11 protein-coding genes and 1 riboswitch are annotated in these 12,002 nt (G+C 45.8%); of the genes, 8 read left to right on the top strand and 3 right to left on the bottom strand.

Features of this window, described 5'->3' with window-relative positions; translation table 11 throughout:
* The first annotated feature begins 305 nt into the window (after nucleotides 1-305).
* The 3 genes from lexA to dinF all read left to right on the top strand — a co-directional run bounded on the left by lexA (nucleotide 306) and on the right by dinF (nucleotide 3,354).
* Nucleotides 306-926: a transcriptional repressor LexA gene (gene lexA / locus OH463_RS24795; protein WP_005438488.1), complete on the top strand. Its 621-nt coding sequence runs from the start codon at nucleotides 306-308 to the stop codon at nucleotides 924-926.
* A 234-nt stretch (nucleotides 927-1,160) separates the two neighbouring features.
* The gene (locus OH463_RS24800) at nucleotides 1,161-1,955 is read left to right on the top strand and encodes a class I SAM-dependent methyltransferase (protein ID WP_009695929.1); all 795 of its coding nucleotides are present in this window, start codon (nucleotides 1,161-1,163) and stop codon (nucleotides 1,953-1,955) included.
* Between the two features lie 55 nt (nucleotides 1,956-2,010).
* Entirely contained in the window at nucleotides 2,011-3,354 is a 1,344-nt protein-coding gene (gene dinF / locus OH463_RS24805) for an MATE family efflux transporter DinF (RefSeq protein WP_269992988.1), read from the top strand.
* A gap of 68 nt (nucleotides 3,355-3,422) precedes the next feature.
* Here dinF and sthA read toward each other — a convergent pair whose 3' ends face one another.
* Nucleotides 3,423-4,853, bottom strand: coding sequence for a Si-specific NAD(P)(+) transhydrogenase (gene sthA, locus OH463_RS24810; RefSeq protein ID WP_012126563.1), 1,431 nt, complete (start codon nucleotides 4,851-4,853; stop codon nucleotides 3,423-3,425).
* A 261-nt stretch (nucleotides 4,854-5,114) separates the two neighbouring features.
* Between sthA and fabR the strand changes: the two genes are divergently transcribed.
* Both fabR and OH463_RS24820 read left to right on the top strand, forming a co-directional pair.
* Complete coding sequence (gene fabR / locus OH463_RS24815; RefSeq protein ID WP_005430912.1) at nucleotides 5,115-5,756, top strand: HTH-type transcriptional repressor FabR; 642 nt, start codon at nucleotides 5,115-5,117, stop codon at nucleotides 5,754-5,756.
* The gene (locus OH463_RS24820; RefSeq protein WP_005430908.1) at nucleotides 5,756-6,121 is read left to right on the top strand and encodes a YijD family membrane protein; all 366 of its coding nucleotides are present in this window, start codon (nucleotides 5,756-5,758) and stop codon (nucleotides 6,119-6,121) included. The genes fabR and OH463_RS24820 overlap by 1 nt, the downstream gene beginning before the upstream one ends.
* Before the next feature lie 64 nt (nucleotides 6,122-6,185).
* Here the strand turns inward: OH463_RS24820 and trmA are convergent, their stop codons facing one another.
* Entirely contained in the window at nucleotides 6,186-7,295 is a 1,110-nt protein-coding gene (trmA, locus tag OH463_RS24825; protein ID WP_005451984.1) for a tRNA (uridine(54)-C5)-methyltransferase TrmA, read from the bottom strand.
* Nucleotides 7,296-7,479: 184 nt separating this feature from the next.
* A riboswitch (cobalamin riboswitch) is annotated at nucleotides 7,480-7,680 on the top strand.
* A gap of 58 nt (nucleotides 7,681-7,738) precedes the next feature.
* Here trmA and OH463_RS24830 point away from each other — a divergent pair.
* The 3 genes from OH463_RS24830 to murI all read left to right on the top strand — a co-directional run bounded on the left by OH463_RS24830 (nucleotide 7,739) and on the right by murI (nucleotide 11,205).
* Nucleotides 7,739-9,592 (top strand): TonB-dependent receptor domain-containing protein, encoded by a 1,854-nt coding sequence (locus tag OH463_RS24830; RefSeq protein ID WP_005451983.1) that lies wholly within the window; start codon nucleotides 7,739-7,741, stop codon nucleotides 9,590-9,592.
* 82 nt (nucleotides 9,593-9,674) lie between these two features.
* Nucleotides 9,675-10,358: an ATPase gene (locus tag OH463_RS24835; RefSeq protein ID WP_050937483.1), complete on the top strand. Its 684-nt coding sequence runs from the start codon at nucleotides 9,675-9,677 to the stop codon at nucleotides 10,356-10,358.
* A 40-nt stretch (nucleotides 10,359-10,398) separates the two neighbouring features.
* Complete coding sequence (gene murI / locus OH463_RS24840) at nucleotides 10,399-11,205, top strand: glutamate racemase (protein ID WP_005451981.1); 807 nt, start codon at nucleotides 10,399-10,401, stop codon at nucleotides 11,203-11,205.
* Here murI and OH463_RS24845 read toward each other — a convergent pair.
* Entirely contained in the window at nucleotides 11,168-11,623 is a 456-nt protein-coding gene (locus OH463_RS24845; protein WP_005451980.1) for an RNA-binding protein, read from the bottom strand. The two genes, murI and OH463_RS24845, sit on opposite strands and share 38 nt — an antisense overlap.
* Between the last annotated feature and the right edge of the window lie 379 nt (nucleotides 11,624-12,002).

Raw genomic sequence — 12,002 nt, forward strand, 5'->3', positions numbered from 1 at the left:
TCTTCTATAGGAAAGGAAATAGATACGGCTATAGAAATAAGCCTAGGCGATAAATTTTAAGCGCAGCAAGAATACCAGAAACTGGTCAAACCTTTTAATTTTATTGAGCGGAAATTAGTCGAACCCCTAGGTTGTTGCTTTCATTAGACGAATTGGCTATTGCGCGTTTAAAACGCATGTTCACTTGAGGTTTGTGGGTGGGATCTGAAACTGGCGCAAATAAATTAAAAAACAACCAATTGGGTTTTCATTTGTTCATTTACTGGATATACTCACAGTTAACTGTATAAAAAGACAGGTGACATATGAAGCCGTTAACGCCACGCCAACAACAAGTCTTCGATTTGATTAAAAGCAAAATCGAAGACACCGGAATGCCACCAACTCGTGCAGAGATTGCGCGTGAGCTTGGCTTCCGCTCTGCGAATGCCGCAGAAGAACACCTAAAAGCGCTTGCTCGTAAACAAGCGATTGAAATTATTCCAGGCGCATCTCGCGGGATTCGAATCCTACTCGAAGATGCGGCAAACGACGATCAAGGTCTGCCTTTGATTGGTCAAGTTGCTGCTGGTGAGCCGATTCTGGCTCAAGAGCATGTGGAGTCTCACTACCAAGTGGACCCTGCGATGTTCAAACCAAAAGCAGATTTCTTACTTCGCGTAAACGGCGAAAGTATGAAAGACATCGGTATTATGGACGGCGACTTGCTGGCTGTGCACAAAACTCAAGATGTGCGCGACGGTCAAGTTGTGGTTGCACGTGTTGATGATGATGTGACGGTGAAGCGTTTAGAGCGTAAAGGTTCTACAGTTCTACTGCATGCAGAGAATGAAGAGTTTTCACCAATCCAAGTTGACCTAACATCGCAACACCTGACGATTGAAGGTCTGGCGGTTGGCATCATCCGTAACACTGACTGGATGTAGGTTTCTTACCTCAAGCATTCTAATAAAGCCCAGCGTTCTGCTGGGCTTTGTGTTTTCTGCACTTTCTATTCCCACTTTTATTTTCTTCAAAGCATATTTCTTTTCTTCCGAGCATAGTTACGCTCGCACTGATTCAGAGCGTTTGGCTGTTGCGTTAAAACTTGCAAGTGATATTGAGATTTATTATCATCTAATTCCATTTAACCATTTTCTTTTCGGCGCAAGGAAATGCCCATGTCCAAGCCTCAACATCACGTACCCAATCATCTGTTGAAACCGTTGTTTTTGCGTAGCCGCGAAAGCTTGGTCGATAACGGTTTGGTGTACGATCCGATCGCTGCAAAAGCGTGCTTGAGCTGCAAGATGGCACCAGATTGCATCAGTGGCGACGTCGATCAGAAGCAGTTGCTGCACGTGACTTTAACTCAGCTGTGCGATCAGCAGGTTAGTCACTTTCTTCAACAACACTCAGACGCTTGGATCATTAACGTTGGTGCGGGCTTAGATACGCGTTTCTACCGTTTGGACAATGGTCGTTGTCACTGGATTGAACTGGATGTCACCGAGAATCTGGTTTGGCGTCAGCGATTGTTTCATAAAAACGAACGCTACGAGCATCGTTGTGGCAGTGTAGAAGACATGAATTGGTTAGATGAACTGCGCATTCCTGAAAAAGCACCAGTATTGATTCTGTGTGAAATGGCTTTACTCGATTGTGATGAATCGCGCGTTGCGACTTTCATCCAAACTCTGGGTCGTCATTTTGTATCGGCAGAAGTGTGCATGGTACTAGCAGGTGACTTAACCGAAAGTAAATGGGGTCAGAAGCTCGGCTCAGATACGTATGCACATGGTTTTGAAGCACCAGCACAACAAGTACTGCATTGGCTGCCATGGGCGCAATGGGTCAAAGCCTTCTCGCCATTCGACCGATTTTGCTCACGCTGGAAAGCATGGCAGCGCTGGCTGAATAAGATCCCAATGTTGAAGCATCGTCTCACGCCAGTTCTCGTTCACATCAAGTGGTAATTGGCTAGGCATTGAACACTCAGGTACACTCGCTGATCTAAACAACGAGGTGCCTGTGACAAACTCTATCTTCTCTCCTTTATCGAATCCTCAAGTGCATCGCCAAGTGTTAGCGCTCGCTATCCCTATGGTGCTGTCGAATATTACTGTTCCACTATTGGGCTTGGTTGACGCTGCGGTGATCGGTCACCTTGAACACGCTTGGTATCTAGGTGGTGTTGCGCTTGGTAGTACCATGATCAGTGTGACGTTTTGGTTGCTTGGCTTTTTACGTATGTCGACCACTGGATTAGCGGCGCAATCCTATGGTGGTGAAGACCGAAAACAACTTGCTTTGGTGTTTATGCAAGGCTCACTGATGGCACTGCTGTTTGCGTTAGTCTTTCTTATTGCCCATAACCCGATCGCGGATCTGATCTTTGGTTGGAGTGATGCCAGTGCTGAAGTGAAGCACTACGGCATGCAATATTTCTCTATTCGAGTGTGGAGTGCGCCCGCTGCGCTGATGAATTTTGTGTTGTTGGGCTGGCTGCTCGGAACGCAAAACTCCAAAGCCCCAATGTGGATGGTGATCATCACCAACGTGACCAATATTGCGCTCGATTTACTGTTTGTTATTGGCTTAGGTTGGAAAGTAGAAGGCGCAGCGCTAGCATCGGTAATCGCTGACTACTCAGGCATGGCGTTTGGCTTGATGTGTGTATGGAGGACGTGGTGTGCCCGTCAGTTGCCATCACCTAAGAGCCTGCTAACCGATACTCAACATGGGCTAGGGCGGTTCGTAAAACTCAATCGCGATATCTTCTTACGCTCGCTATGTTTACAAGCTACGTTTAGCTTTATGACTTTCCAAGGTGCGAGCTTTGGTGATGATGTGGTTGCGGCCAATGCGGTATTGATGAGTTTCTTGATGATGATTTCCTATGGCATGGACGGTTTTGCTTACGCCATGGAAGCCATGGTTGGCAAAGCGATTGGCGCCAAAGACCGAGCGCAGCTCAATGCTTCGCTGATTGGTACTTTCTTTTGGAGCCTTATCATCTGTTTAGGTTTGACTACGGTATTTGGTTTGGCGGGATCGCACTTGATCGCCATGATCACTTCGATTGAAGCGGTGCAGCAGCAAGCTGCGGTATATCTGCCGTGGCTGGTGGTCATGCCATTGGCGTCGATGTGGTGCTTCCTGTTTGATGGCATTTTTGTTGGTGCCACCAAAGGTAAAGACATGCGAAACAGTATGTTCGTGGCGACTTGCTGCTTCTTTGCAATCTTCTTTTTGTTCTCTGGCTGGCAAAACCATGCACTATGGTTTGCGATGACCAGTTTCATGGCAATGCGAGGGATTGGACTCGGCGCTATCTTCTTTTATCAATGGCGTAAGGGAAGCTTTCTTGCCTAGTCACTCAAATAGAAACAGCAGGTCGAAACCTGCTGTTTTAGCTTTTGGATCATGGCAACCCAATTGAATTAGAATAATCGGTTCAAACCGTTTAGCGCCGCTACGCGATACGCTTCTGCCATCGTCGGGTAGTTAAAGGTGGTATTGACGAAGTATTCAATCGTATTGGCTTCGCCTTTTTGTTCCATGATGGCCTGACCGATGTGGATGATTTCCGCAGCGCGCTCACCAAAGCAGTGAATACCAAGAATCTCTTTGGTTTCGCGATGGAAGAGGATTTTTAAGCTGCCGATGTCTTTACCTGCAATCTGTGCACGAGCTAGATGCTTGAACGAAGAACGTCCCACTTCGTAAGGCACTTTCGCCGCAGTCAGCTCTTGCTCGGTTTTACCCACTGAGCTGATTTCTGGAATGGTGTAGATACCCGTTGGGATGTCATCAATCAGATTACCGTCAGCTTGCCCTTTAGTGATGGCTTGTGCCACGAAACGACCTTGGTCATACGCTGCACTCGCTAGGCTAGGGTAGCCAATTACATCACCGACTGCGTAGATGTGTTCTACCTCTGTACGGTAGTTACCATCTACTTTGAGCTGTCCGCGCGAATCACCTTCAAGTCCCACTGCAGGTAAGTTGAGTTTGTCTGTGTTACCCGTCCGACCGTTAGCATACAGTAAGCAGTCTGCTTTCATCTTTTTACCTGATTGCAGGTGTACGATTACGCCGTCTTCGGTGCCTTCGATTTTCTCGAATGTTTCGTCGTTGCGAATCACCACGCCACTGTTCCAGAAGTGGTAAGACAATGCATCCGAGACTTCGTTATCTAAGAAAGAGAGCAGGCGGTCGCGAGTGTTAATCAAGTCGGTCTTCACGCCTAAACCGCGGAAGATTGAGGCGTATTCACAACCAATCACGCCTGCACCGTAAATAATGATGTGGCGAGGGTCGTGCTTCAGGCTCAGGATGGAATCACTGTCGTAGATGCGTTCATGTAAGAAGTCAACGTCATTTGGTTGGTATGGACGAGAGCCTGTAGCGATAACAAATTTATCCGCTGAGTATACTTCTTCCGTACCATCACTTTGCATGACGGCGATGGAGTAGTTATCGATAAAGCGGGCTGTACCAAACAACAGTGTGCATGAGTTGCGATCATAAAAGCCCTGACGAAGTCGAGTCTGTTTATCTATTACCGATTTTGCATGACCTAAAATGTCAGAAAATGTTGCATGAAGGCTGGTGTTATTGCGGCAGAATAACGGGTTGCTATTGAATTCAATGATACGGCTAACTGCGTGACGCAATGCTTTGGATGGTATGGTTCCCCAGTGCGTACAACCGCCACCAACACTGCTTTCCTTTTCTACGATGGCAACATTCAGTCCGGCTTTGGTCAATCCCATCGCCGCCCCTTCACCGCCCGGGCCACTACCAATTACGATCACGTCATAGTGATTAGCATGCGCCATGATGTCTTCCTTGTTATATTTGCTTAACATTGCTGTAGCGGGATTTTAACTCATTTACTCTATTGGGAACACGTAATGCCTGCTAGAGAGTGGAAGTGATCACGCAGAATCGCCCAAAAGAACTAATTGGTATGCTATATGTCTACTATTTGAAGTGAGGCGATTGCAATTAGATGCATGGCGATAGTAACGTGCTCGCCGCTTATCGGCAGATAACGTCGCTTTATACGTGGGGGCGATATGCGTTATATTGAAGCTCTCGTACCCAATAGAAAAAGAGCAAGTTAAAGAATGAAATCGATGGGAATCCGCGCGCAGCAAAAAGAAAAAACACGTCGATCGTTGATCGATGCGGCATTTAATCAACTCAGTGCGGATCGCAGCTTTTCCAATCTCAGCTTGCGTGAGGTTGCCCGAGAGGCAGGAATTGCACCAACTTCTTTTTACCGTCACTTCAAAGACATGGACGAGCTAGGCTTAACCATGGTTGATGAAGGTGGTCTGTTGTTGCGACAACTGATGCGTCAGGCGCGTCAGCGTATTGTCAAAGAAGGCAGTGTGATTCGAACTTCAGTTGAAACCTTTATGGAATTCATTGAAAGTAGTCCTAACGTTTTCCGCTTATTGTTGCGTGAGCGCTCCGGCACTTCCTCTGAATTTCGTACTGCCGTCGCTCGAGAAATTCAGCATTTTGCGGCAGAATTAACTGAGTACTTAATGAGCACCGGAATGACCAAAGAAGAGGCGTTCACTCAAGCAGAGGCGTCGGTTACTTTGGTGTTTAGCTCTGGTGCGGAAGCTTTAGATTTAGATCGACGCGAGCGCGATGAACTCGCCGAGCGATTGATCATGCAATTGCGAATGATAGCCAAAGGGGCCTATTGGTATCGCAAAGAACGTGAACGTAACCGATTAAAAGGCGGGATAGAATAATGTCGAATGGAAATAAATCTGAAAAGAAAACGCTGATTTTGGCACTGGTTGCAGGTATGTGTGGTGATGCTTTGTTGTCATGGTTGACCATGAGCGAAGTGTCTTTTTCAATCTTCCCTCTGATTGCACTCGTGCTAGCTGTACAGGCGCTGTACCAAGAATACCTAAACAACCCAGTATCAGAAGATATCCCACTTGTTGGTCTGGCGTGTTTCTTCGTAGGTGCATTTGGTCACTCTGCGTTTATTAAAGCGCAATACCCAGAAGCAGGCTCTAACTTCTTCGCCATTCTGGTTTCAATGATTCTCCTAGCGTGGATCGGTAAGAAGCTGGGTTTCATGGAAAAGAAGACCACCGCTGAATAAGCAAAACGAATCCAACAAAAAAGCGAGCCATTGAGCTCGCTTTTTTATGTCTGATGCTGGTGGATTACGCTTTGCGTTCTAACAGTACACCTGCTTCCATGTGGTGTGTGTAAGGGAATTGGTCAAACAGAGCAAAACGCGTCACGTTGTGGGTTTCACATAGAATGTCCAAGTTCTCTTTTAGTGTCTCTGGGTTACAAGAGATGTACATGATGCGCTCGTAACCTTGCACCATTTTACAAGTATCGACATCCATACCTGAACGCGGTGGATCGACAAAAATCGTATTGCAGTTGTAGCTCTTCAGATCCACACCTGCATCTTGTAGGCGGCGGAATTCACGCTTACCTTCGATTGCTTGAGTAAACTCTTCTGCTGATAGACGTAGGATTTGTACGTTATCAATCTCGTTCGCTGCAATGTTGTATTGCGCAGAAACCACAGATGGCTTCGCTAATTCAGTTGCAAGAACGCGGTCGAAGTTTTGTGCCAGCGCCAAAGAGAAGTTACCGTTACCACAGTAAAGCTCTAGGAGATCACCAGTGCTTTCTTGAGTACAGTCGACTGCCCATTCCAGCATCTTCTCAGCGACTTTGCCGTTTGGTTGAGTGAAGCTGTTTTCTACTTGTTGGTAGATGTAGCTTTGACCATTTACGTCTAGCTTCTCGATCACGTAGTCACGGTCTAGGACAATCTTCATTTTACGAGCACGACCAATGATGTTTAGGTTGAAGCCTTCATCATTCAAACGCTGCTTAAGGGCTTTCGCGTTTTCAATCCACTCTTCATCAAGCTGGCGATGGTAAAGCAGTGAAACCAGAATCTCACCGCTAAGCGTTGATAGAAAGTCCACTTGGAACAGTTTACGACGTAGCGATTCGTTGTCTTTCATCGCTTCAACTAGTAGTGGCATCAGGTCGTTGATCAGACGGCTTGCTGCTGGGAATTGGTCAACGCGGTATTTCTCACGAGTTTCTTGATTGAACATGATGTAGTAAAGGTCTTCACCCTCATGCCAAACGCGGAACTCAGCACGCATGCGGTAGTGCTGCTCTGGTGATTCAAACACTTCCAGTTCTGGCACGTTGTATGGCGCGAACATATCGTTCAGACGTTCGACTTTTTCAGCCAGTTGTTCTTGGTAGCGTTGTGGGTTTACATCAAGAGTAGCCATGATCTTACCTTTTATGGTGCATTCAATTTAAGAGCGCAGATTTTATTCAATCTCAATAGGATGTCCAGTTTTGTGCCCCAATTGATTTAAAGATAGTGTGTTCTGTGTCAGTTGATACACCAATGAACCAAATCGTTACAATTGTCAGAGGTAATATTGGCTGGACAAATAATCAATAGCTTAATAGTATTTGCCCCAAGCTGGTGCTATCTAGCAATCTAGATGGCTGAAATGGGAATCTGGTGAGAATCCAGAACTGACGCGCAGCGGTAAAAGAGAACGAACGCTCATCAAGACACTGCATTAGTTTATGTGGGAAGTCGAGTAAGTAGGCGGTACAACCTTGCTCTTAAGTCCGAATACCTGCCAGCAACTGAGCCACAGCACTGGACTGCTCAACACGAGTAGGGCTCGGTAGGAATTACGCGACTTAGGACAATACAATGAGAAAAACATTTCTTGCGATCACGTGTGCATCGCTGCTTTCACCTACCTTTTATTCACAGGCCCAAGAAGTTTCCGCAGATGAAACGGTTGTGGTTACGGCAAACCGCTTCAAGCAAATTGATGGTGCTGTTCTTGCACAAACCGTCACGGTAACCAAAGAAGACATTAAACGCCTGCAAGCAAATAGTCTGTTTGATGTGTTCCGTACACTGCCGAGTGTTGAAGTTGCTCAGTACGGTGGGCGTGGTCAATCCGCATCTATCTACGTTCGAGGTGGTAGCTCGTCTCAAGTACTCGTTTTAGTTGATGGGGTGCGTATGCCTCGTGCAATCATGGGTGGTATCGACTTTAACCAATTTCCAATCAACTCTGTCGAACGTATCGATTACATTCGTGGTGCACGAGCCTCTATCTATGGTTCAGAAGCGATCTCTGGCGTAATCAACATTATTACTCGTGCGCCTATTAATGACGATTCAGGTCGAGTGTCTGCAGGTTATGGCTCAAATAACCATAAAAAAGGCACGTTTGTGGTCTCTAAACCTGTGGGTGAAGGTAAACACTTTAAGGGTGTCTTAGGATACGAGAAAACCGATGGTTTTAATGTTAAGCCTCAGCCAGGATTGAATGATGGCGATGAGCATGGCTTCGAAACGCTAAACCTGAAGTTGGGTTACCAACAAAACTTTTCTGACAACTTGTCTGGTTACGTTGGGGTGAGTGCTTACAACAATGAATACGATTACGACAACAGTAGTATTTGGAGTGGTCATGAGAAAAAAACTGGTGAAGTAGAGTATGTAGGTACCGACTTATCGCTGGAATACAACAAAGACGTTTACTCATCTGAATTAAAATTGGCTTATGGTCAACAAGACAACTACGACCATAAATCAGGTCAAAACAAATCTACTGGCGATCATGTTGCTATTGAGCAGTTCAACGCGATTTGGTTGAACTCGTACAGCGTTAACGAAGAACTGAGTATTGGTGGCGGTTTGGATTACCGTACTGAGAAGCTAGCAAAAGGCTACATTGCGGCGAACAGTTGGGGACCAGCTAAAGACTATGATCCAGAGAAGAACCCAAGAACTAACTTTGGTGTTAGTGCCATTGCTCAATATGTTTATGACGTATGGACGTTAGAAGCAAGCGTACGTAATGACGACAACAATCAATTTGGTAACAACACCACATGGCAAACCGCTGCGGGTTGGAGTTTTTACGAAGGTTACGAGTTAACCCTGAGCCACGGTACTGCTTTCCGTGCGCCGAGCTTTGTTGATTTGTATTACCCAGGCTACGAAATGCCAAACCTAAAACCAGAAGAATCAGAAAATACCGAGCTGTCGCTATCTGGTGCTGTATCGATTGTTGATTGGACGGTGACGGGTTACTACAACCAAATTGAGAACATGTTGATTTGGAAAGGCTCTGGCATGCAAAACGTGGGTGAAGCTGAGATCAAAGGTGTCGAACTAGAGGTGAAATTCGACACGGATATCGTTTCTCACGAGTTTTACTTAGATTATAAAGATCCTGTCGATAAGTCTGGGGCAAAAGATACTCAGCTAGCGTACCGCTCCAAGCGTGGTGCTAAGTGGAACGCCTACGCAACGTTTGACCAATGGACGTTGGGCTCGCAGTACCTGTACCAAGGTGAACGCTTTAATGGCAGTACCAGACTACCGAGCTACAGCCTATGGAACTTCACTGCTTCTTACGCCGTGAACCAAAACTGGGATATTAATGCGAAGCTAAGCAACGCTTTCGATAAAAACTACGAGATGTACACTAGTTACGCGACGCCAGGGCGTCAGTACTTTGTCTCGGCAGACTACCGCTTTTAATCAAGCTAAACGAGACCGCCATATCGGCGGTCTTTCTTTTTGTAAGTAAAGCGCTGGTGGAAATAGGTAACAAGGAAAGACGATGACTAAACCAAAACGTGTTGTGATTAGCTGGTCAAGCGGAAAAGACTCTACATTAACGTTGGAGCGTCTAAACGAAGATCCGCATTATCAGGTAGTTGGCTTGTACACCACTTATGTTGATAAAGAAGTCCCTTTTCAAGCAACCCCGCTTGAGGTCGTGCAAATGCAGGCGGACTTACTTGGCCTTCCGCTCATTACTATCGAACTGCCTGAAGTGTTCCCGAATAACGACATTTATCAATCGACGATCGTTAATGCACTACAAAGCAGTGGGCTGAATGTAGAAGCTGTCGCGTTCGGTGATATGTTTTGTAATGGTATTGCTGATTATCGACGCAGCTATATTGAACCTGCCGGCTGGGAATGTGTATTCCCTTTGTTGGGGGAAGAAAGCAAGGCATTGGCATTTGAAATTATCGAGCGTGGAATTCAAACCATGTTGATTACCACCGATGGAAATGTATTGCCGCCGGAGTGGTGTGGATGTTGGTATGACAAAACGTTGATTGAGTCATTACCCGGTCATATTGATCCCTGTGGCGAAGATGGCGAATTCCATACATTGGTGACATCAACCTCATCATTTCAAGGACATATAGAGTTGGCTAAGCTTGAAGTGGAAACAGGGGAGCGATTCAGTCATCAAAGATACCGAGCCAAAGCATTGCCAAAACAAATCTAACCAGTATGATCGCCGAGTCTCTAATTTGCAGGTAAGACTCGTGCGAGCATCAAGTAAGAAAAAAGTCCTAGTGTTTGATTCCGGTGTCGGAGGGCTATCGGTCTTCCAAGAAATCCACCGACTTCTACCAAACATGGATTACTTGTATCTGTTCGATAACGAAGCTTACCCATATGGCGAGCTAGACCAAGATGTGCTGATCACTCGCGTTAATAAGCTGGTGGCAGCATTGGTTGAAGAGCATCAAGCTGACATAGTAGTCATCGCCTGCAATACCGCAAGTACCATAGTGTTGCCATCATTGCGTGCGAATCTATCCATTCCGGTTGTCGGAGTGGTGCCTGCGATCAAGCCGGCCTCATTACTCGCTTCTCAGGGTGTAGGACTTATTGCTACGCCCGCGACCGTGACTCGTCAATATACTCATGAACTGATCCGTGACTTTGCTCAAGGCAAACCTGTCGAACTATTAGGTTCCACTCGCTTAGTGGATATGGCAGAAGAAAAGCTGCGTGGCGAAAGTATTTCTATTCCAGAGCTCGAAAGCATTCTTCTCCCATTACGTAATAAAGTCGATGTAGCTGTATTGGGGTGCACTCATTTTCCTTTGATTAAAGAGGAAATCCATCAAGCGTTAGGTGGAGAGGTTACGTTAATTGATTCTGGCGAAGCCATTGCTCGTCGAGTGAAAGCATTACTACTCAGCGATATGAAGGAAGAAAGCCAAGAGGAAGGGAGTAAGAAGATTTATGCCAGTGCACCTCCTTGGCAAGAAGATGCACTGAATACCTGTTTGGCGACCTTAGGGTTTAATCCTGTTCAGGTTTACCGCCATCAGGGTGTTTAGGATCGTTAGCAATACGCACTTTAAGTGTACGCTCCATATATTCCTTCTCGTTAAGTTTAGCGATAGCAGGTTTTGCATCTGCCGCAGCCATCACTACAAAACCAAACCCTCTCCTTTTACCAGTGCGCTTATCTTTCATTAAGCGTACTGCATAGACCTGACCATACTCAGCAAACAAATCTCGAACGTGACTTTCATTTGCCTTATAAGGAAGGTTGCCGACATACAGCGTTTTAGTTGAAGGATCGGAATCCGAAGATTGAAGAACAGGTGTTTTGCTAGAAAGTGAAAAAAGAAAAGCAGTAGCGACAACACCGATAACAAAGCTCAAGGCAGGTGACACAGGTAACTGAGAGAAGATGATTCCCCCAATGACCGCCAACCCAGCACACAAGATCAGATTTTTTTTAGACGTCATTTTGATTACTACATATAGATGATAAAGAGATTGGCTGCCTATTAACAAAATAGACACATGAATCTTACGTATATGGTTGGTGTTTTTCCAACCAATTGCTGTGATATGTCTCAAATGTGACGAAGAAATATGCAGATATAACGCATTTGGTGGATAAATAACCGCTTAGAAAGTTTTTTTCAAAAAAAGGTTGCGCTAATTTCTCAACTCCCTATACTGCGCATCCACCGACACGGAGTGAGACGAAAGTCACACAGCGAGTCGGAAGAGAGAAAAAAGAATTTGAAAAAATACTTGACTCTCAAAGCGGGAAGCGTAAGATACGCACCCCTAACGACGAGGCGCTGAGGCGGCAAGTTAGTTAGAAAAGTTCTTTAAA

The organism is Vibrio sp. NFR, from assembly GCF_027587095.1.
Lineage (GTDB): Bacteria > Pseudomonadota > Gammaproteobacteria > Enterobacterales > Vibrionaceae > Vibrio > Vibrio harveyi.

What these genes read in the sequence shown, in the direction of transcription:
- lexA (WP_005438488.1), top strand. Translation starts at nt 306, where the DNA reads ATGAAGCCGTTAACGCCACGCCAACAACAAGTCTTCGATTTGATTAAA.
- OH463_RS24800 (WP_009695929.1), top strand. Translation starts at nt 1,161, where the DNA reads ATGTCCAAGCCTCAACATCACGTACCCAATCATCTGTTGAAACCGTTG.
- sthA (WP_012126563.1), bottom strand. Translation starts at nt 4,853, where the DNA reads ATGTTAAGCAAATATAACAAGGAAGACATCATGGCGCATGCTAATCAC.
- fabR (WP_005430912.1), top strand. Translation starts at nt 5,115, where the DNA reads ATGAAATCGATGGGAATCCGCGCGCAGCAAAAAGAAAAAACACGTCGA.
- OH463_RS24820 (WP_005430908.1), top strand. Translation starts at nt 5,756, where the DNA reads ATGTCGAATGGAAATAAATCTGAAAAGAAAACGCTGATTTTGGCACTG.
- trmA (WP_005451984.1), bottom strand. Translation starts at nt 7,295, where the DNA reads ATGGCTACTCTTGATGTAAACCCACAACGCTACCAAGAACAACTGGCT.
- OH463_RS24830 (WP_005451983.1), top strand. Translation starts at nt 7,739, where the DNA reads ATGAGAAAAACATTTCTTGCGATCACGTGTGCATCGCTGCTTTCACCT.
- OH463_RS24835 (WP_050937483.1), top strand. Translation starts at nt 9,675, where the DNA reads ATGACTAAACCAAAACGTGTTGTGATTAGCTGGTCAAGCGGAAAAGAC.
- OH463_RS24845 (WP_005451980.1), bottom strand. Translation starts at nt 11,623, where the DNA reads ATGACGTCTAAAAAAAATCTGATCTTGTGTGCTGGGTTGGCGGTCATT.